This window comes from Myxacorys chilensis, assembly GCF_059505265.1.
Map to the genome: position 1 here is coordinate 1 of NZ_JCACKG010000066.1, position 20490 is coordinate 20490.

Sequence of the window (20490 nt, forward strand, 5' to 3'; positions counted from 1 at the left end):
CAGTCACTACCTTTCAGCTTATTATTTCTCCTCTCAAAATGAATCAACCCTGCCATAGCAGGAGGTTTCAAAGAATTGTTCAATCACAGCCAATTGAGGTCAGCAATTGTAAATTCAAACTTGAAAGCGACTCTTTGCAGTGTCTTTTTGCATTGCCTATTTTTATCGTATTGAATCTATTCTTCAGAAGCTGACAGTACATTAAGGGTTGTCGAGGTCGAGTAATATTCAGGTAACTCAGGAGAAGTGATCGGGTTTAGGAAACAACCGGGCTGATCGTAGCGGCCTCGACATCCACTGTATGAGTATTGGCATGAATCGCATCAACGGGTCTTTCTTCAAAAACAGCCAGGTCAAACCAGAACGTCGTACCAACGCCAACTTCACTCGTTAAGCGAACCTGACTGCGGTGACGATCGATAATATTTTTCACGATCGATAGCCCTAATCCAGTTCCTTCCAACGTATGGACACGGTTTTCTACCCGGAAAAAGCGATCGAAAATCGCTTCTTGATCTACCGCATCAATGCCAATGCCTGTATCTGAAATTTCAACTCGGACTTGTGGGTTGATGTTCCCGTCCGTTTGATCGACCGCATAGGCTCGAAGCACAACTTTACCGCCTGCTTCGGTAAATTTCAAAGCATTGCCAACGAGGTTTGTGAAGACCTGAAGCAATAGATCATAGTGGCCGTATACCGCCGGTAAGCCAGGCTGAACGTCCTGAAGCAGCTCAATTCCCTTATCTTTTGCGTTCAACTGATAAGTGCGAAGCGTTTGCTCGATCGGTTGCACCAAATCTACAGCTTCAAACGTGTAAATCTTGCAGGACTCTAGGCGCGACAGATCGAGGACATCGTTCACCAACCGAGTCAGTCGATCTGTCTCTCGGTTTGCGGTTTCTAAAAATTCGTGCTTTTCGGATTCGCTCAGTTCCTCGCCGTACTCGTGGAGGGTTTCGATAAACGATTTGATGTTAAAAAGAGGCGTCCGTAACTCGTGAGACACATTGCTGATGAACTGACTTTTCGCTTCGTTTAGTTCTGCTTCGCGCGTAATGTCTTGAATGGTGACAGCCACTCCTTTGACATTCTCTCTCACTGGATCAGCAACTGCATTCAGCAGAATTCGCAGAGTCCGATTGCTCGGTTCGGTTAGCGTGATGCGAAATTCGGCCTCTTCGCGGAGTTCGCCTTTTGCCATTTGGTAGAGTGGGCGAGTCAGTTCGATTTGAACCGGAACAGGTAAGCAGTAGAGGGCATTTTCTTCTTCGATCGCTTTGTTGTCCCACCCGAAGATATGACGGGCCGTGGGATTGACCAGAACAATCTGAAGATTGGTATCGAGAAGAATAGCTCCATCTGCGATCGTAGAAACCAATGTTTCCAGTTTGGCTTTCTCGGCGGTCAATTCCTCGATGTTTTGCTCTTCGTAGCGCTCTAACCGCTCTGCCATGTCATTAAAACTGGCAATTAGTGCACTCAGTTCGACCCCTGCACCGACAGGCAAATCGACTCGCTGCTTGAAGTTGCCTTTCGCAATATTGCGAACGCCCACCACCAGTTCTTGAATCGGTTTCGTGATTTGCAGCGCGTTAAACACTGCCCCCAGAATGACCATCACCCAGATGGAAACAAACACGGCAACCGTAACATCGCGCGTCAGATGGGATGATGCGGCTACGGTGGGATTGGGGTTGGTTCCAATCGCGAGAACGCCGAGATAGTTGCCTTCATAGACCAGAGGTACGAACACATCCGTCACTTCACCATCCGGGGTCACGTGCTGCCGCACCATCGGTAAATCCGAGTGTTCCGCAAAATTCTCTGGAAGCTGAATTCGTCTCCGAATCGTCAGCGAGTTTTGAACTTCCGAATCGGAAAACGGAATGCCAAAAAAGATGTTGCCATCGGCATCGGCATAAAGCATGTAGCGCACGCTGGAGGTGCTGCTGTAAAACCGATGAGAAAAACGGGCTAACTCTGTGCGATCGTCCTCTCTGACGAGCGGCGCAACGTTAGCCGCCAGCAAAAGTCCTAAATCGCTACCAAAGCGGGTATCGTTCGCACGGGCATCCGCTTGAATGGTGTTGACGGCCCAAAACGTCAACCCACTCATAATAATTGACACCACCAGCGTTGCGGCTGCCATCAGTTTGGTCTGAAGGCTAAACCTTGCCCACCAGCGAGTGAGAATATCCCGAATCATTTTGATGAGAGAAACCAAGGCTCTAAGAGATGGGGGATAAAGACACACCGAACCTGAGTTCGCTGCTCATTTTCCTATATCTTAGGCTAATTTTAGAAGCTAATTGGAGCTAGAGCCAACGGTTCTGACCCGATGCCCAATATCACGGCGATAGTACATGCTCTCAAAGTGAATTGACCGAACTGCCGCATACGCTCGATCGATGGCTTGGTCAAAGGTTTCGCCGATCGCTGTGACTCCCAATACCCGCCCGCCATCAGTGATCAGTTTTTGGTTTCGGAGTTGGGTTCCAGCATGAAACACCACGACTTCATCGGTTTCGGCTTGGTCGATGCCCGTGATGTCTAGTTTCTTTGGGTAGTTGCCAGGATACCCTTCAGCCGCCACCACGACACAAGCAGATGCGCCCGCTTTCCATTCAATGGTAGGAAATGATCCTAGAGTTTGGGTGGCGCAAGCCAGCAAGAGCTTTTCTAGGGGCGTGTCAAGGAGCGGAAGAATGGCTTGCGTTTCTGGATCTCCAAAGCGGCAATTGAATTCAATCACTTTCGGTTCGCCTGCAGGTGTGACCATTAGACCTGCATAGAGGACGCCACGGTAGTCGATATTGCGGCTGCGCAACGCCGCGATCGCAGGTTCTAATACGGTATTTTGAATTTGCTCCATCAGTTGGGGTGTGACGACGGGTGCAGGCGCGTAAGCTCCCATGCCGCCGGTATTTTCTCCCGTATCTCCCTCACCGATGCGCTTGTGGTCTTGAGCGGGGAGGAGGGGACGAATGGTGAGACCGTCGGTCACGGCAAGAATCGAAACTTCTTGTCCGCTGAGGCATTCTTCGATCACAACTTGGCTGCCCGCGCCGCCAAACTGCCCCTGAAAGCACGCTGCGATCGCGCTATCAGCACTCTCTACCGTTTCAGCCACCGTGACGCCTTTTCCTGCTGCCAACCCATCGGCTTTAATGACGATTGGGGCACCTTCAGAACGGACGTAAGCCTTCGCCGCCGCTTCGTCTGCAAACACAGCGGCCTTAGCGGTCGGAATTCCAGCGTCTTCCATGAGGGCTTTTGCCCAGGCTTTGCTGGATTCAATCTGAGCGCCTTCGCGAGTGGGACCAAACACATTCAGTTCTTTGGCCTGGAGATAGTCTGTAATCCCCATTGCCAGCGGGACTTCTGGCCCCACCACAATCAACCCAACATTATTGACAAACGCAAAGCGAGCGATTCCTTCAAAATCGTCTACGTTCAAAGGCAGATTGCGGCACCGTTCTAGAGCGGCTGTTCCGCCATTGCCCGGTACACAGATAATTTGCTGAACTTGCGGAGATTGCAACAACTTCCAAGCTAGGGCATGTTCTCGCCCGCCGTTTCCTACGATTAAAACTCTCACAGTGCCCTCGCTTAGAATTGAACCAGTGTGATCCAGATAAAATCTTAAGCTGAACGGTGGGCTTTTCGATAAGAAGAAGCCAGCATCTCTATATTTTGAGAGTGAAATTTTAGGTTGAGAGCCAACTTAGAGCAAAATAATGGGCTAAATTGCAAATTTGAAACTTTTAACGGCACGGTCAGTTCTGAGTATAAAGCGACGGAATTTAGGGAAATGGTGGTTAGGATGAGTCAGATGTTGGGTCGATGGTTCTGGGTGAGTATGCTGGTGGGAGGTTCGGTTGTGGCAGGGCAAGTTATCTGCGGGGCGCAAGCTCCAGCCGTTCAGCCTTCTCCTCAACCGACAACCCCAACCAAACCGCTGCCCGATCGCTTTCCCCCCAGTCCATTGGAGTTAACGGTGCCCGATCCGCTCTTACCAGGAGGTCTAAAGCGTCCCTTGAGCGAGGCAGAGCGGCAGCAGTTAGATCAGGCGTTGGATGCCTTGAATGTGCAGGCGACCGAAAAGCTGCAATTGAACGATCCGATCGCTGCCTTTGAGATCTGGAATCGAGAATTGCGCTTGCGTCGAGCGTTAGGCTTTTTAGAAGAAGTAACGGCTTTGGGTCGAGTGGGCGATCAAGCCTGGAAGCAAAACCTGTCTGAGGAAGTGCGCGTCATTACCAATCGGCTCAAGGCAATTCAAGCCGAGGCACAAAAGCCCGTTCAAGCCAGATCAGCTTCCTCTAGCGGCGTGCAGGACGTGAATCGAACGGCCTTGCGATCGGCATTAGGAACGGCCTATCAGCAAGTGCGATCGCCAGGACTAGCCGTGACGGTGTATAACTCAATGCTGGCAGATGCGAGAGCCGCGAATGATGTGACTCAAGAGACGAGTCTGTTAACCACGATTGGACAACTGCATCTCAGTTGGTTTGATTATCCAAAAGCGATCGCAACGTACACCGAATTGTTGAACTTGGCAAAAGCAAGAACCGACCAGCAAAGCGTGTTTGTGAATCTGATTCAGCTTGCCTATGTCCATGAACAAGCTAAACAGCCCGCGCAAGCGGCAACTTATCAGCAGCAGTTGCTCGATTTGTATCAACAAAATGAACAGGCGCAGTACATTCCAGCCCTAAAAATTAAACTTGCGGACAACTACGCGGCAAGTGGTCGGTTAGATCTTGCCGAGCAGCAGTACCGAGAAGCGTTCCAGTTGGCCCAGCCGCTCCTTCAGGTCGCCTACGCGACCGATGCATTGCAAAAGCTAGGCAAACTGTACCGAGCCAACGATCGCTTGGACTCAGCCCTGCAAGTGTATGACTATCTTGCTCAAGCCGAGCAACAAGCCTATAACGCTTACAGCGCGATGGATGCATTAGATCAGGTTGGGCAAATTCACCTTGCTCAAAAAGCGTATCCAGAAGCGTTAGCCGCCTTTAGACAAGGGTTAGAAGTCTCAAAGCAGTTAAATTATCGAACGGATTACTTCAACGAGCAAGTTCAGAAAGTGGCGCAACAAGTCCCCCGTTAAAAAAAATATAGGGACGTCATGGGTAACGTCCCTACCTTATAAAAATTCAGATCGACAAACATCTAGCTCAGCAAGCTTACGCCATGCTGTTTTCAATCGCCCAACGCGCTAATTCGGTGCGGTTGTGTAACCCGGTTTTCCCCAACATATTACTCACATGGCTCTCGATCGTGCGTTGACTCACGTTAAGTTCCTCCGCGATTTCTCGGTTTGCCATGCCGCGCGCCACAAACTGAACCACGCGCAACTCAGTCGGCGTCAGTTCGACATCGAACGGCACCTGAATTTTGGGTGCATTCTCACCGCCCTTAGCATCCTTGTGCTGAATCAGACGAGAGGCTTGCTTCAGGGAAGATTCGACCTGAGCCACTAATTCTTCTGGCTCAAACGGCTTCACCATGTAAACATCTGCACCGATGTTTAATCCCTTAACGCGATCTTGACTTTGCCCCTTGGCGGAGAGAAACAAGACTGGAATCCAACTGGTTTTTGGATCTTGGCGAATCGTACTGACGAGTTGGTAACCATCCATCTCTGGCATCATCACGTCACAGATGATCATGTCTGGAGTTTCGCTCTCCAACACCTCTAGGGCTTCGCGCCCATTTTCTGCGGTGACAACTTCGTACCCACGGAACTCTAGATAGTCTTTGACTAGCAAAATAAGGTTCGGATCGTCGTCAATCAGCAGCAACCGTCTGTGATTCCCTGCGCTAGTTTCCTTCATGCTGTGCTACTCGCTCTGCCGAATCTGAATAACGTTTACAAATTAAATTGGAATTGAAGCCAACTTCGAGAGATGGACACGTGTTATTGTGGACGATCTCGTAACCATTAAAAACTAAATTGCTCCCGATATTAGTAAAGATTCAGAATTTTGGCTATAGGTCTCGTGACATTATATACGACCAGTCAAGAAATCAGACTTCTTTGGCCTATATTTATACTCCTGTAAAAGAATCGTTCAGACAGAAAATTGTACTGTATTCAAAAATGATCTTTCGCTCAAATCGAGCCATTAGTAAAGGTGAGGCAGCGTTTAGCTGATATGTCTTTGAGCAACTGAAAGAGAATGCGGCGCAAATTTACTTCTATCAACGGTACAAAAATCAGAATTGAATTTTTAGAAAAATCACGATGTTGATGGGGTTATAGAATTGCTTGAAATAGGGGCGAGTGGATGAGTCAAAAAGACATATTCGTGGACAATCTGATTGCCAATTAAATGTTCTTGAATAATGCGTTCGATCACCTCTGGAGTGACAGAATGGTACCAAACTCCATCGGGATAGACGACTAAAATCGGTCCTTGCTGACACACGCGAAGACAGTTCGCTTTCGTTCGGAAGATACAGCTTGCAGGGGCGTCGCCTGCCGAACCGCTAGGAGTGGGCTGGTCGAGCTTCAGTTCTTTGAGCCGTTTTTTGAGGTAGTCCCAAGCGGCTAAGCCAGTCTCTTTGTCGCAACAAATTGCTTTTGTTTGGTCAGCACAGATAAAGAGATGACGCTGAACCTGATTCAGTCCTAATTTCTGAGCGCACGCTTCAAGTTCAAATTGGGGGGCAGTCAGTTCAGTAGTCATGGATGAGGTTCAAAATGAGGGGGGATAGAAGTTGAGGCGATCCTTTGCAACTCAGGCAGCGCTTCAACTTCACAGCGCTCCTTTATGCTAGTCGATTTTGGAGGGCGCTCCGCCTGGAGCCGTTGGTTCTAGCCGTCTGGGGGCGGGTGGTTCTAACCAATCCATGCGGCGAGTGAAGTACATGATAATGGCCAAGAAGACAAATAGCCCGATCGATCCCATGAGTAATGAGTAGTCCTGATTGGCTAACACGACGTAGAGATAGCTGTAGAGCGCAATCTGCATGACGCCTACGATCGCGCCTCGTTTTCTGGCTCGAAGGACGGCGACCGAGTATGCCGTGATCAAAACGACGACTGCAACGGTGGAAATAAGATAAGCAGTTTTGAATCCTAAGTGCTCAGAAATGGCGAGTTGCAGGAGATAAAACATCGACATTGCCACACCGACGAGCAGATATTGCAATGGATGAACGCGCAGTCGAGTTGCGGTTTCAAACAGCCAAAACACGGCAAAGGTCAGCACTAGAAATAGAAAGTTGTACTTGATGCTGCGATCGCTCATTCGGTAATTATCAACTGGCGAAATCAGATCGACGCCAAAGAGCGAGGCTTGAATTAGCCCAAGGTTGGTGGGTGATTCGTTGTTCCATTGCTGCGGGTAGTTGCGACCCAGAGAGGGAATATTCCAGGTGGCATTAAATCCTTTTTGGCTGATTTCGCGCTGGTCGGGCAACCAGACGCCTTGAAAGCTGGGGTTTGTCCAGTTAGAGGCGAGGCTGACTTTAGTGACTTTCCCAAAGGGAGCGAAGGCGATTTTCTCGCTGCCGTTCACTATGAGCGGGATGGAGAAGGTGAAGGTCTCTCCTTTCATCTGGTCTTTTAGAACTGCGTGAATGCCTTGTTGGCCGTCGCCGTATTTGCTTTGCCCGGCGGTGAAGGGAATAGATCTTTGGTTCCAGTTGAGCGCCGCCTGGTTTTGAATGGCGTGAGCGTCGGAGACTTGCAAACTCAGTTCGGCGCGATCCCACAGGATGTCTTCTGCGCGAGTGCCCCAACTGGTGAAGTCTGGACGATCGAAGCGACCGCGAATGTCGAGTTTGGTTCTATAAACGGGAACTTCAAAGATGCCTCGGTAGCGCACGTCTGAGTCGAGATTGCCCGTAATTTGCAGATCATCAGGTAGGAATGTGCCGTATTTGACTTCGGCTTTTTCTTCTTTTCCGACTTGAGAGCGCTTGATGTAAGGGACGTAGAGGCGGGGGCCAAGAATCGACTGCGATCGCCCCCAATTTCCGGTGATGCCTGCGATCGCTTCTTGGCGTAAATTCTGGCGATCGCTGACCAAATTCTGGAGCATCACCGTCGGGATTTGCAGTAATAGAATGAGAAATGTAATGAACAGAATGCGGACGAACTGCGAGTTCTTGATTTGCTCGTAGGTGTTCATGTGAGGATTTCCAGTGTAGCATTCGGAAGATAGTTTCCATAGAATTCACTGGTACTCACAGAAATTTCGGATGATCGCAACTAAAAACATCGCGATCGAGCCACTAAAGACCACCGAACCCGGAATTTAATTCATTTCAACCGAGGTGAGCGATCAGCCCGAACTTTCATTTAGGAAGGATCGTGAACTGAACTAACCGCTACTTGCGCTCAAAATTTCGGTTGTGAGCTTCAAAGTTTCTACTTTCAAGCCCAACTCTTCATACTCCGCTCTCCGAACCTGAAATTCCGCCTTCGGAACCTAGAACTTCGCCTTCGGAACCTGGAAGTTCAGGCTTTTTACTCCGAACATGAAATTCAGAACCCGGAACGTCGAGCAAATTTCTCTAACCTTCGCGTTCTGAGCTTCAACGATCAGCCTCCGAAGTCGAACCGTCAAGCTTTTTACTTCTCAAGCAATTCTTCCTCAATTGCAGCCCCAGAGGGAACCAACGGTGAACCTGCTACTTTATGCTGGAACTGTCACAACAAAACGAACTAGCAACAACCTATCTCCGAGAACGGTGCATTGCTGATGTTGAACAAATAAACCATGCTGCAAATTTCTAACACCGTGAGTATCCCAGAGCATGAGATTGAGATGAGTGCAATCCGCTCTCAAGGAGCAGGCGGGCAAAACGTAAACAAAGTGGCAAGTGCCATTCACTTGCGCTTCGACATTCCAGCATCTTCACTGCCCGATCGCTACAAAGATCGGCTGTTAGCGCTAAACGACCAGCGCATGACAAAAGAAGGGGTGATCGTCATCAAGGCTCAAGAACACCGCAGCCAAGAGCAGAACCGAGAAGAAGCCTTGCAACGACTAAAAGATTTGATTAGAAGCGCGATCGTATTACCCAAACCCCGTAGACCCAGTAAACCAACTCGTAGCTCCCAGAGAAAGCGGCTCGATAGTAAAAGCAAACGCGGACAGATTAAAGCCATGAGAGGAAATGTCACGGACTAAATGACATTCATCGATTATTCATTGATAAATCAGGAAGAGAGTCAAATTTAATGGAAACAATTGATTGGATGAATGTCATTCCAGCAGGGTTCGCGATCGCTATCTTTGCAGGGGGAATGTTCTTGCTAATATCGGGTGTTTGGTCTGCACGAGATAAGTAAGCACAATGGATTTCAGAACGTTAGATTTCAAAACGTTGGATTTCAAAACGTTTTTAGAACACTTCGACACCGTCGCCCGGATGACTAACGCGATCGCAAAACTGCGATCGCTCATCCTTAATCTGGCAGTACAGGGAAAATTAGTGTCTCAAAAAATCAGAAGATCAACCTGCATTTAAATAGAAGAAGTTAGATTCTCTTCATCACCGACGATATTGAATTAACGTCAATTCGGGTTAAGCCATCAGTGCCAAAGCCACGCTCCGGCCCGCCCTCGCTTCTCGACCCGTCCCCGCTCATTTCCCTTAGCGAGGGGGTGTCGGGGGACGGCTTCCGTCTCCTGACAGGCGGGGGCGCGGGGGAAAGTCCCCCGAATTGTGGCAACGCCACCCAACCCGCTCTAACGCATCTCGTCTTATCCCGAATTCACGTTGAATTAGTCGCTGTACAGATACAAAAAACCGACAGTCTTCCTGAGAAATCTGTCGGCCAGTCGTGTGTTCCCTGTTGATGACTCGGCTAAAGTTGAGTCTTCTACAGTATGTCTGTGGTTAATGATACCTTGAGTGATTCGGATCACACAACCCTGTGATCTCGATCACAAAACGGCAGGAATTGAAATAACTATATCTTTAGATAGAGTTGCAGAGATAGAACTGGTTTTAAGGAGCTATATCAATAGAGCTAGAGTTTTCTGCGATCATTTCCTCGGTCGTCCCAAGGTTGTAATGTAGAGAACCGCTTCGTCAGACGGAATCCCCAACACCTCATTCACCTGATCATCGAAGAAGCCACCAATACCGCTCACGCCTAGATCAAGATATACCGCCGCCAAATTTAAGCGCTGTCCTAAGTGTCCAGCGTCCATGTGCAAATAACGATACGCGCGATCGCCATATTTATTAACAGCTTTTTCTAGATCTGCGGTATGAAACATAACTGCCGCCGCATCGCGTCCCAAGTCTTGCCCTAAACAGAGATAGTGCAGTTCAGAGCGAAAGTTTTTAAAGCGAATTTGGCGCAATTCTTGGGCCTTGGGAGCGTAGTAATAACAGCCTTCTTCAAGCCCAGTGACACCCGAAACGGCAACGAAAGTCTCGACCAACTCTAGATCGAAATAATCAGGGGAGCCGTCTAGATCTTGATCAATGTAATGTTGAGGCTGATAGGTAAAATCGAGGAGTGCTTTGAGTTCGTCCAGAGTCAAGGGTTCGCCAGTATAAGCACGAGTCGAGCGACGATTAATCATAGTCTGCTCTAACCCGTCGAGATTAGCGTCCCAGTCTATAGGTGAGGTCAAGGTTGGGACTTTAAGACAGAACGGAATGTTGTATTTATCCGCGCGATGCGGTGCAGTCTGGTCAGAGACATCACTGTTGCTTACATTACTGCCGCCTACAGAGGCATCGGAGGCTTCGGTGGATGTCCAATCAATTTTAGTATTGGCATTAAACTCAATTTGAGTCGCTTGATGAAAATAGTTTAGAAGCTGACCATCTTCAAGATGAGGATACTCTTGTTGTGTGGCCGCCGGGAGTGCTGTGCGGGTGAGGGAAAGGTTTTCCCCAATCTCCAATCGATCTGCCAAGGGAATTACTGCGATCGCGCCTTCTTGATCCGCATCGAGATACAACAATTGGTTCACCGCTTCATCAGCAAATCCACCAATCAGGTGGGGACGGTAATCATTTGCCGCACACGCCAGTTCCAAATTTCCAAGCAAATGTCCCGTATCTAGAAAAATGCGGCGATAGGCTCGATCCTGATAGCGCCATGCTGAGCGAAAGAAAACGGCAGTTGCGACTAACGCCAGTTGAGTTCCGGCTAAAACCGGATTCCAAAAGCAGGCAGATTGAAGCGCTGTCCAAACATCGTTTTCCCAGAAATGGATCAGAGAGTGTGTTTTGGACTGGTAGTGGTATAGCCCCGACGGAAGGCGGGGAGTACCGCGAGAAATAAGGTAAAGTTCGGCGGGATAGAGACCGCCAGCAGAGGGAGACGATCGCAGGTAGTGCGGTTCTCCTAAAGTCGGAATCATTCCCGTTAAACCATACGTGCAGTAGAGCAACTTCGAGAGCCGTTTCCACCACGATCCAGCCTCTACAGAAGGGTCTTCTAGAGCAGGCTTGAGGTCAAATGAGGTTCCTAGCGGGTAGGTTTTGAATAGGATCGGTTGTTCTTCCCAATTGAGGGCATGGCTTTTAGCGTGAATCGTCTTCGGGTCGTACTTGGTGCGTTCATGATAGTGCTGTGCGATTGACATAAAAAATGGGGGCTAAAAAATAATCAGTTTGGGGAGGATAGGTAATTCAAGATACGGCTAATCGAAATCGCAGGCTTCTATCTATGATTGTAATAGGTATAAAAGCCTAAAAAAAGGTTAAGGAATACGAAGCTGTATCCTCTTTTTCTTTACATTTCTACAAAGAACTGTAGCTGTCTAGTCTAGCGATCGTAATGAGAAGGTTAGAGATTCAGGAACTGTTTTCCCGATATGCTGAGGGAGAGCGAGACTTTGAAACAGTAAGCTTAGATGACGCAAACCTATTTGAGGCTTCGTTACAAGGGATTAATTTTAGCGACAGCACCCTGCAAAACGCTTACTTACCCTACGCTAATCTTAGTCAAGCAACGATGTCCCGATCGCAGCTTCAGCAAATTGAATTGAGCAATGCCCGACTCGATCAAGCCAATCTATTAAATGTCAACCTTCAATGTGGACGGTTAGTGAGAGCCGATTTAAGTTTTGCCAACTTGCAGGGAGCCGATTTATCAGACGCCGATCTTAGCGGAGCTAGTCTCTACTGCGCGGATTTAAGACAGGCAAAGTTGTGTCGCGCTAATCTGAGTCGTGTGGATCTGCGGCAAGCGAACTTATCTGGCGCTAATCTATCCGGTGCAACATTATTTCGGGCATCTGGTGCAGAGTTAGATGGAGCGATCGTCGATGCGTTCACCACCTATCCTGACGGACATCGAGAGTAGTCAACACCTCTAGACATTACTGCTCTAAACACTGCGACCCTAAACACTGCTACCCTAAACATCGCTACATCGCCTCTTTAGCGTGCCGCAAGTTTCCTTGATGCTGAGCTAACAAGCGATCGCTCTCGTCTACACTTAACCCCGTCCACTGCATCAGCAAGGCGCGTTTGACCGAGAAATTACTCTTGGTTAACAAGTCGTCTGCCTGTTCTCGGCTCAAATCGGTCAGATCGCACAGAATTCTCAAGGCGCGATCGTGGAGTTTTGTATTCGTCACGGCCACATCGATCATGCGATTGCCATACACCTTGCCTAAGCGAACCATTGTTCCGGTAGACAGAATATTTAAGGCAAGTTTGGTCACGGTTCCTGCTTTTAGACGCGTCGAGCCTGCCAGCACTTCAGGTCCGACTAACAGCCGGATGTCAATATCTACATTGACTGCGACCTGTTCTTTCGGGACGCAAGCTATAAAAATTGTTGTTGCGCCGCGTCTTTTACCCTCGGCCAAGGCTCCATGAACATAGGGCGTAGTCCCTCCTGCCGCAATGCCTACCACTACATCCAGCGAGGTAATGTCGCGATCTGCGATCGCACTCGCTCCATCGTCCGATCGATCTTCCAAGCCTTCTGAACTGCGAACCAATGCCTCCGACCCACCCGCAATGATTCCCTGCACCATTTCTGGTGGCGTGCAGAAGGTGGGAGGACATTCGGCCGCATCTAACACACCCAACCGCCCGCTTGTGCCCGCGCCTACATAGAAGAGCCGTCCTCCCTGACGAAGATTCTCAGCGGTTCGATCGATCGCGTCTGCCAACTCATGACGAACGGCTGCGATCGCGCTAATGGTCTTTGCGTCTTCCCGGTTAAACACATCAACCATTTCAAGTGATGAAAGCTGATCGAGATTGGCGCTCTCAGGGTTGACTTGTTCAGTCAACAGGTGTCCGCGTTGATTGGAGGGATGAGGGATGAGGGATGAGGGATGAGCGGGTGTAGTCATATTCTGCATTCTATAGCGTTATCTAGCGGTGCTGAATGAAGGGATGGCTTCGTCAAAGCTGAAGTTCTTTGCGCTCCCTCAATTCCCTAAGCCTAGGGACTCTGAATATCTGGTTTCCCAACTATGGTGATTAGAGGTCAACTTCATCCCACGATTCAGCACTCCCTGTTATCTTGATGTCTGTTCCTATTCTTTCATCCCTCATCCCTCATCCTTCATCCCTCACAACAGCCCTTCTAACTGTCGCCGTATCCGATCCAAATCTGTATTCGACATATCCGATTCTTCCGCTTGCGGAGCTGGTTTTTCGTCGGCTGACCAATCAACTTGATCTAAATTCTTCTCAGGAGGCGCTAATAGCAAGCGCTCGAAGTCGTTCTGTGGCACAAAGTTTTGAGGAATTAAGTAACAGTCATAGCCTGCCCCTTCGCAAAAATCCTCAACCTCTTCTTGGTCAAGCGTTTCGACCGCCGGAGTAGGAAAATCTTGCGCTTCGAGCAGCAACGCATACCGTGTCGCGTCGTCTTCCTCTTCAAACATCAACACCAAGTTACGATCGCCAACGCTAATCGTGTGAATTCCTTCGTTTTCCGTTCGGGCGTTAAATAGCAGTACGAAGACTCGCATGATTCTAGGAATGTGGGTGATCAATATTCCAGGGTACTGCAATTACTTGATTATTCGTAATTTCTAATCAAGAGTGCCTGACTTGTCGGATTGAGGTATACAGACATGGGGGGAGAACAGGAGCCAACATGCAGATCGATTTTCATCATGGCGTGACTTACACAGTGGCACGACTTGCAGGATTTGAGCATCAGCAAGCTAGTACGATCGCCTATTGCGCTCAGTATGTGGACGATGCGGTAAACGCTGGAATGGTGCGGTTTGATAATGGCGCGTTGTTTGAGCGCATCAGTTCAGCACACAAAATGTTGGACTACCGCAACTTTCGAGAACTTGCCAATCATTATGTTTGGATTCCGTTTCATTTTTTGCCCGGTAATGACGGCTTGCCTGCGGGAACAGAATCAGACAGTAGATTCGTTGATAAGTTAATTTGTCGCCCCAACAGCGATGTGGCCCAACAAATGGTGCGCGAATGCATTCTTCGTCAAGATGCGCCTTACGGGTTGCACCGCCTAGGCATCACGATGCACGTTTATGCCGATACCTGGGCGCATCAAGGATTCGCAGGCATTCGCGATCGCGTCAATGAAGCCACCCGTTTAGTTGATGAATGGGGAGTCCCCGACTGCAAGTTCAGGGAGCGAATGACGGGCTATTTTATGAGTGAGGCAATGCCGCTTGGACACGGAGCCGTGCTGAGCCAGCCCGATAAGCCCTATTTGCGGTGGGGGTACACCAATGGGCGAGGAGAAAAAATCTGGCGAGATAACCCGAAGGACTTTTTAGAAGCGGCAGATCACATGTGTCGAGCCATGCAGCGCTATCGATTAAAGAATCCGGATGCGATCGTGCCCGGTTTACCTCCTCTAGACCGACAGGTGATTGCAACACTCTTTGAAACGCTAACCTATCCCAATCGGAAGCTACGACATCGGCTCTGGTTAGCTGCGATCGCAGACGGTAAGTTCAGTTTTGGTCGTACCGTTGTGGACTATATTCCAAAGGGCAAATTATCGTGGAAGTTTTTGGCGTTGGGCACAGAGCGAGAACGTGATCGCGGCGATGAAGTCTTTCCCTACCGAGAACAATTTCTCGTCAGTGATTGGAAATACTTTCACGATGCCTTGCAAGCACATCGGTTATTTGTGTTGCATGATCTGCTTCCCCGCTATGGCATCTGTGCAGCCTAGTGAGAAGGTCGCTCTGCACGAGAGGTTTACTTGTAAAGTGCGGCTCGTCGAGAATTTTGGTGAAGTGTGGGAAAATGAGGGCGATCGCGGAGGACGTATAGAGCCAACAAAAGGAGCAGACGTAGATGGGGAAAGGGAGGCTAGAAGCATTTAGCGATGGTGTAATTGCTATTCTCATTACCATCATGGTGCTAGAACTGAAAGTGCCACATGGGGTCGAATTGGCGGCGCTGCGTCCTCTGATTGCGGTATTTCTAAGCTATGTGCTGAGTTTCATTTATTTGGGCATCTATTGGAACAATCACCATCATTTATTACAGGCGGTTCGACACGTGAATGGTCGGATTCTTTGGGCTAACCTGCATCTGCTGTTCTGGCTATCGTTGATTCCTTTTGTCACGGGTTGGATGGGCGAAAACCACTTTGCTGCTGTGCCCGTTGCCCTCTATGGTGCAGTACTGCTGTTATCAGCGATCGCTTATTTCATCCTCACTCGTGTGCTTGTGACTTATCACGGCAAGGATTCCGCTTTGGCGATCGCCGTGGGCGAAGACTTTAAGGGGAAAATATCAATGGTGTTCTACGCGGGGGCAATTCCACTTGCTTTTGTAAACTCGTGGTTTGCCTGTTTAGTATACGTTGGGGTTGCGATCTTATGGCTCATTCCTGACCGTCGCATTGAGAGGACTCTAACGTCCTGAACAGAAAGTTTCTTGGCTTACAGATGGGTGTTGTGAAATCCTTGCATAAATGCGATCGCCGCTTCTTGACTCGGCAACTGAAACGGGGATGGCTCATACAGAAAGGCTAAATCCTGCTCAGCAAGGGGTCTTTGAATCCGCCGCTTGCCGAAATTTGGATTTTCATATAGCGTCAGCGTCTGGTTGTTCGAGTTCATCAACACCGTTCGAGTCGGAGACTGGAAGAAGGGCACTTTTTTGATGGCGATCGGAATCGACTGCAGTTGCTTGATGGCATTCACCTGTTTCACTTGGTAGCTTAAACGGGCGACAAGCTCCTGAAACTGCTGGAGCTGCCTTGCATCTGAGTGAAAAACTTGAGAGGGAATCGACTGGACGATCTGCAAACTATTCTGCTCGGTTGGCTTGGCATCGTCGAATGGAAAAACGGCAACGTAGGCAGCGAGAAAAAGTTGCTCGTCGCGCTCTAACTCAAACGTCAGAATTGTTCGACGACGATAGACTTCGATGCTAGGTGCAGGAATCAACTGTCCACTATGCCGAGCGATTTGTTGGTATGTTACCGCTAACGCACAATTGGCCTCTGCCCCCAAGCGATCGTCGACGATGATCTGCACAGTAGGGGGCTTCTCGTTAAAGTATTCCTGCGGATTCTCCGTTTGAAATTGGTACACTTTACTCTGATCTCCATTCTGGCTTAAGTCAATCCATCGACAAATTGCACCCTTAGTTTTGACTCCAAATGGCGAAACTCCGTAGAGTTTGGCTCCGGTTAAGGTAGAGCCACTGAGATCTGCGCCTGCCCAATCGACCCCAGCAAGGTTGGCACGAGTCAAATCGACGTGAACTAAAGTGGCATCTAGCAGAGTGGCATGACTGAGGTCGGCTCCTGTGAGGTTAGCTCCACTAAATTTTGCGTCGCTCAGATCTGCCCAGCGCAAATCTGCACCGCTTAGATCTGCCCACCGTAGATTTGCACCGCTCAGATCTGCCCCTTGAAGATTGGCTCGGCTCAGGTTGACCTGTCGAAGTTCAGCGTTTCTTAAGTCTGCACCTGATAAGTCTGCACCGGTTAAGTCACTGTTGGCTAAATTAGCCTCGCTGAGATTGGCGCACGTCAACTTAGCATGACGAAGAATGCTGCGGCTGAGATTCGCTTGAGATAGAGTCGCTTGCCGCAGCTTGGCATCTTTTAGGTCGGCGTTGCTGAGATTGGCGCGGTGTAGGTTTGCCCCGTTCAACTCAGCGCGGGTCAGATCGGCATTGCTGAGATTGACGTTGCTCAAATCTGCCTCGCTCAAATCTGCCAGCGTCAGATCTGCTCCGCTAAAATTGACGCGATCGCCCTCTGCTTTACCAAAATTAGTGCTGGTCAACTTCGCCAAACTGAAGTTTACGTTGACCAGTTTGGTCTGACTGAGGTTGACTCCATTGAGATTAGCTCCGGTCAGCTTTGTGTCACTGAGGGTACTCCCAGAAAACTCTCTCTCGCCTACTGCGTATTTTCCTAGAATGTCCTCAGCCTTCATTGAGCAACCCCTGTACCAATACCTCGAAAAACCTCGAAAACCGTGCCTGAAAAAACGGTCTTGCAACCGAATGTTCTCGACCTGAATGGTCTAAACTTGCAGTCACAAAGTGTACTGTAAACTACACTTCATCCTTCACGTCGTCTGGTGCTAACGTACCCAGATCTAGAGCAGAATTACCTTGTACGCCGTTTAAGAAGCTTATGAAAATTGGGATCGTTGGGCTAGGACTAATTGGCGGATCGCTGGGGTTAGACTTGCGATCGCAGGGGCACGAAGTTTTGGGAGTGAGCCGCCGAGAGCGAACCTGTGAGATTGCTGTCGCGCGGGGTGCGGTAGATGATGCTGGAGTAGAGCTGGCTCTGCTGGCAGATACGGACTTGATTTTTGTGTGCACGCCGATCGCAAGCCTTCGCTCAACAGTGGCCGAATTGATTCCTAAAATTTCTCCTGACACCGTTTTAACCGATGTGGGTTCTGTCAAAGCCTCTGTCGTTCAGGAAATTACTCCTCTGTGGCATAACTTTGTTGGCGGGCACCCGATGGCAGGAACGGCAGAAAGTGGTATCGAATCAGCACTACACGGGCTGTTTGCCGGAAATCCTTATGTGCTAACTCCGACAGAAGCAACTCCTGAAGCCGCGATCGCGCTGCTCGAATCGATCCTGCGTCCGCTGCAAGTCAAGCTGCACTATTGCCGCCCAGAAGATCACGATCGCGCGGTTGCTTGGATCTCGCACCTGCCTGTGATGGCTAGTGCAAGTTTGATCGCCGCCTGTGAATCGGACAAGGCGACGTTAGAGTTAGCTCAACTGTTAGCAAGTTCTGGATTTCGAGATACGAGCCGAGTCGGAGGCGGCAATCCGGAGTTAGGCGTGATGATGGCACGGTATAACAAATCGGAACTGGTGCGATCGCTCTATGCTTACCGAGAACAACTGAATCATTTACTGCATCTGATTGAGCAAGACAACTGGGAAGCATTAGAAGCAGTACTCCAGCAAACCCAGCAAGCCCGACCGAACTATCTCAAGCCCTGATTCTCAAGCCCTGATTACTCGTGATCGGATGGACGCATGGCTTCTCGCCCTAACATCGTCAACCCGGCAACGCCCATGCTGATAAACCAAATATATTGATGCCAATACTCGTGAATTTGCCCGATCGCACTCAGTTCGGGACGCAGGATGGATAAGCAAAAGGCAAGAAACATCATCGTCAGTCCGCCAAACCCGACAAAGGTGAGTCCGCTTAAAATTCGGGCGGGCTTGAGATCGGCGTCAGTAATCTCCTCTAGGTCAATCTGGGAGAGTTCCTCAAGTGACTTGTCGGCCTGATGAGATGCTTCACCGAGCGTCAAGGCAAGGTCAGAGGACAGAAGCGGCGCGATCGCGTCAAGGGTTCTGACCCGCAGCGATCGCTCTGTATCTCGTAGCAAGATCAAAGGTTTACGGACAGGCGGTTGGTCAACGTCCAGTCCGTCATCCGACGATTGAGATCCTAAAGGTTGAGATCCTAGGGGTTGAGATACCTGCCGCTCAAGATCCATACTGAGTTGCCCATCGCTAAATAGCTATGCGATCAATTGTAAGAAGTTGTCACCTAATAGAGACAGAGACAACGAATAATTTCTGTTATCCGTTGCTAAGCTGCAATTGATCCAATTTCGCTAAAACTTCTTTACTATGCACGATCGGGTTGACGCCGGTAAACGTCGCCCTTAGAGTGCCGTTTGGGTCAATGATGAAGGTATGGCGAGCCGATCGAATGCCAATCCACGAGCCGTAAGCTTTACTGGTCGTTCCCTTCGCGTCTGCCAGCAGCGGAAACTTCAGCCCTTCAGAATCGCAAAATTCAGAATGTGAATTCACATCATCTGCACTGATGCCAAGAATTTCAGTATTGCGATCGCGATACTGGGGTAGATCTTGCTGAAACTTACGCGCCTCGATCGTGCATCCCGGCGTAAAATCGGCGGGATAGAAATAAGCGACAACCCACTTTCCGCGATAATCTGCCAAAGATATAGTTCCTTCCCCAGAGTTACTTGGCAGCGTGAAATCTGGTGCGGGTTTGTCAATTGAGGGAAGCGTTCCGCCTAGGGCAAAAGCAGGCATAACGGCGCTGAAACTAGAAGCTACTACAAGGCAGCACGTTAAGAGAACACCAAGGAAAGTGCGACGAGACATAAAAGCGATCCTGAGCATAACTTAATGAAAGTTTACCTCAGATCTGGTAGTGTTCTAGACGTGTAGAGACGAGGGAGAATCAAGCTGGTCGTTTTTCCTCAATTGGTATAGGTTTTGAAAGCTGTTCTTTGCCCAGATTGTGGCAGTGATGATGTGGTGAAGCAAAGTCGTTCTAGGGCAGGCAAACCACGGTATAAATGTCGCGATCGCGAGTGCCGTCGTAGTACCTTCATTCAAGCCTATAGCGATCGAGGCTATCTACCCCAAGTAAAACAGCAAATTGCTGATCTGGCCCTCAACGGGAGTGGGATTCGGGACACCGCACGCGTGCTCAGAATCAGTCCGACGACCGTGATTGAAGCATTAAAAAAGATCGTCACCTGAAGGCGATCAATGAAGCCCGTTTAGCCGAAATTGAACCCACTCAAACCCTGGTACAGTTGTGTTAATGGCAGGATGTAGAAGCCCAACTGAACGAGAGGTGGAGTGTTCAGTCCAAGCAGCAGGAACGTTGGCTGTGGCATGCCCTCGACCACACTACGGGTGAGGTGCTGGCTGATGTGTTGTCAGAATCACAAAGACATTGCCTTCCTAGAACTGAAAGCTCTGTTAGCCCCGTTTGGCATCACCCAGTTCTACACAGACGGTTGGGGAGCCTATGAACGGCATCTTGAACCCGTATCTTATAGCGTTGGTAAAGTCAATACTCAAACCATTGAGCGTAGACATCTAACTCTACGCACCAGAATCAAGCGGCTGGTTCGCAAGACCATTTGCTTTTCCAAGTCCATCTGATTGCATGATGTGGTCATCGGGCTATTCATCAATCGATTTGAGTTTGGATTATCTGTTTAGTCAGCTTTCCACAGGTCTAGAACATTACCAGCAGGGCGCAGGGCTGTTTCATTGTCAGTGTAGAAAAGCTAGACTCAGCGGTGTCGTGACTC

At 49.3% G+C, this 20490-nt stretch carries 18 protein-coding genes and 1 pseudogene; 8 read left to right on the forward strand and 11 right to left on the reverse strand.

Annotated elements, in window-relative coordinates; genetic code table 11:
* Positions 1 to 256: 256 nt before the first annotated feature.
* Both nblS and purD read right to left on the reverse strand, forming a co-directional pair.
* Positions 257 to 2227 carry a two-component system sensor histidine kinase NblS gene (nblS, locus tag AC5JLB_RS03670; RefSeq protein ID WP_495872503.1) on the reverse strand — a complete coding sequence of 657 codons (1971 nt, stop codon included), beginning with the start codon at positions 2225 to 2227 and terminating at the stop codon, positions 257 to 259.
* Between the two features lie 81 nt (positions 2228 to 2308).
* The gene (gene purD, locus AC5JLB_RS03675) at positions 2309 to 3601 is read right to left on the reverse strand and encodes a phosphoribosylamine--glycine ligase (protein WP_495872504.1); all 1293 of its coding nucleotides are present in this window, start codon (positions 3599 to 3601) and stop codon (positions 2309 to 2311) included.
* 225 nt (positions 3602 to 3826) lie between these two features.
* Between purD and AC5JLB_RS03680 the strand changes: the two genes are divergently transcribed.
* The gene (locus AC5JLB_RS03680) at positions 3827 to 5116 is read left to right on the forward strand and encodes a tetratricopeptide repeat protein (RefSeq protein ID WP_495872505.1); all 1290 of its coding nucleotides are present in this window, start codon (positions 3827 to 3829) and stop codon (positions 5114 to 5116) included.
* A gap of 76 nt (positions 5117 to 5192) precedes the next feature.
* On the opposite strand, the gene AC5JLB_RS03685 is transcribed toward AC5JLB_RS03680, so the two are convergent.
* From AC5JLB_RS03685 to creD, 3 genes are all read right to left on the reverse strand, one after another.
* The gene (locus AC5JLB_RS03685) at positions 5193 to 5843 is read right to left on the reverse strand and encodes a response regulator transcription factor (RefSeq protein WP_495692186.1); all 651 of its coding nucleotides are present in this window, start codon (positions 5841 to 5843) and stop codon (positions 5193 to 5195) included.
* 405 nt (positions 5844 to 6248) lie between these two features.
* Positions 6249 to 6698, reverse strand: a complete 450-nt coding sequence (locus tag AC5JLB_RS03690) for a (2Fe-2S) ferredoxin domain-containing protein (protein ID WP_495872506.1) — start codon at positions 6696 to 6698, stop codon at positions 6249 to 6251.
* Positions 6699 to 6785: 87 nt separating this feature from the next.
* Positions 6786 to 8147, reverse strand: a complete 1362-nt coding sequence (gene creD / locus AC5JLB_RS03695) for a cell envelope integrity protein CreD (RefSeq protein WP_495872507.1) — start codon at positions 8145 to 8147, stop codon at positions 6786 to 6788.
* A gap of 591 nt (positions 8148 to 8738) precedes the next feature.
* Here creD and arfB point away from each other — a divergent pair.
* Positions 8739 to 9152 (forward strand): alternative ribosome rescue aminoacyl-tRNA hydrolase ArfB, encoded by a 414-nt coding sequence (gene arfB / locus AC5JLB_RS03700; protein WP_495872508.1) that lies wholly within the window; start codon positions 8739 to 8741, stop codon positions 9150 to 9152.
* 166 nt (positions 9153 to 9318) lie between these two features.
* Positions 9319 to 9492 carry a hypothetical protein gene (locus tag AC5JLB_RS03705; protein ID WP_495872509.1) on the forward strand — a complete coding sequence of 58 codons (174 nt, stop codon included), beginning with the start codon at positions 9319 to 9321 and terminating at the stop codon, positions 9490 to 9492.
* A 521-nt stretch (positions 9493 to 10013) separates the two neighbouring features.
* Here the strand turns inward: AC5JLB_RS03705 and AC5JLB_RS03710 are convergent.
* On the reverse strand, positions 10014 to 11576 hold the full coding sequence (locus AC5JLB_RS03710; RefSeq protein ID WP_495872510.1) for a SagB/ThcOx family dehydrogenase: 1563 nt from the start codon (positions 11574 to 11576) through the stop codon (positions 10014 to 10016).
* Between the two features lie 194 nt (positions 11577 to 11770).
* On the opposite strand from AC5JLB_RS03710, the gene AC5JLB_RS03715 reads away from it, so the two are divergent.
* On the forward strand, positions 11771 to 12298 hold the full coding sequence (locus AC5JLB_RS03715; protein ID WP_495872511.1) for a pentapeptide repeat-containing protein: 528 nt from the start codon (positions 11771 to 11773) through the stop codon (positions 12296 to 12298).
* Between the two features lie 64 nt (positions 12299 to 12362).
* Here the strand turns inward: AC5JLB_RS03715 and murQ are convergent, their stop codons facing one another.
* Positions 12363 to 13304, reverse strand: a complete 942-nt coding sequence (gene murQ, locus AC5JLB_RS03720) for an N-acetylmuramic acid 6-phosphate etherase (RefSeq protein WP_495872512.1) — start codon at positions 13302 to 13304, stop codon at positions 12363 to 12365.
* Between the two features lie 222 nt (positions 13305 to 13526).
* Entirely contained in the window at positions 13527 to 13931 is a 405-nt protein-coding gene (locus AC5JLB_RS03725) for a DUF3110 domain-containing protein (RefSeq protein WP_495872513.1), read from the reverse strand.
* 128 nt (positions 13932 to 14059) lie between these two features.
* On the opposite strand from AC5JLB_RS03725, the gene AC5JLB_RS03730 reads away from it, so the two are divergent.
* Positions 14060 to 15124 carry a DUF6765 family protein gene (locus AC5JLB_RS03730; protein ID WP_495872514.1) on the forward strand — a complete coding sequence of 355 codons (1065 nt, stop codon included), beginning with the start codon at positions 14060 to 14062 and terminating at the stop codon, positions 15122 to 15124.
* Positions 15125 to 15249: 125 nt separating this feature from the next.
* Positions 15250 to 15825, forward strand: a complete 576-nt coding sequence (locus AC5JLB_RS03735) for a TMEM175 family protein (protein ID WP_495872515.1) — start codon at positions 15250 to 15252, stop codon at positions 15823 to 15825.
* Positions 15826 to 15842: 17 nt separating this feature from the next.
* Here the strand turns inward: AC5JLB_RS03735 and AC5JLB_RS03740 are convergent, their stop codons facing one another.
* Positions 15843 to 17354, reverse strand: a complete 1512-nt coding sequence (locus tag AC5JLB_RS03740; RefSeq protein WP_495872516.1) for a pentapeptide repeat-containing protein — start codon at positions 17352 to 17354, stop codon at positions 15843 to 15845.
* A gap of 203 nt (positions 17355 to 17557) precedes the next feature.
* Here AC5JLB_RS03740 and AC5JLB_RS03745 point away from each other — a divergent pair, with 203 nt between their 5' ends.
* Positions 17558 to 18394, forward strand: a complete 837-nt coding sequence (locus AC5JLB_RS03745) for a prephenate/arogenate dehydrogenase (protein WP_495872517.1) — start codon at positions 17558 to 17560, stop codon at positions 18392 to 18394.
* A gap of 14 nt (positions 18395 to 18408) precedes the next feature.
* Here AC5JLB_RS03745 and AC5JLB_RS03750 read toward each other — a convergent pair whose 3' ends face one another.
* Both AC5JLB_RS03750 and AC5JLB_RS03755 read right to left on the reverse strand, forming a co-directional pair.
* Positions 18409 to 18903: a hypothetical protein gene (locus AC5JLB_RS03750; protein ID WP_495872518.1), complete on the reverse strand. Its 495-nt coding sequence runs from the start codon at positions 18901 to 18903 to the stop codon at positions 18409 to 18411.
* A gap of 85 nt (positions 18904 to 18988) precedes the next feature.
* Positions 18989 to 19471: a peroxiredoxin gene (locus AC5JLB_RS03755; RefSeq protein ID WP_495872519.1), complete on the reverse strand. Its 483-nt coding sequence runs from the start codon at positions 19469 to 19471 to the stop codon at positions 18989 to 18991.
* Between the two features lie 186 nt (positions 19472 to 19657).
* Here AC5JLB_RS03755 and AC5JLB_RS03760 point away from each other — a divergent pair.
* Positions 19658 to 20338 (forward strand): annotated as a pseudogene (locus tag AC5JLB_RS03760) (IS1 family transposase).
* The last annotated feature ends 152 nt before the right edge of the window (positions 20339 to 20490 follow it).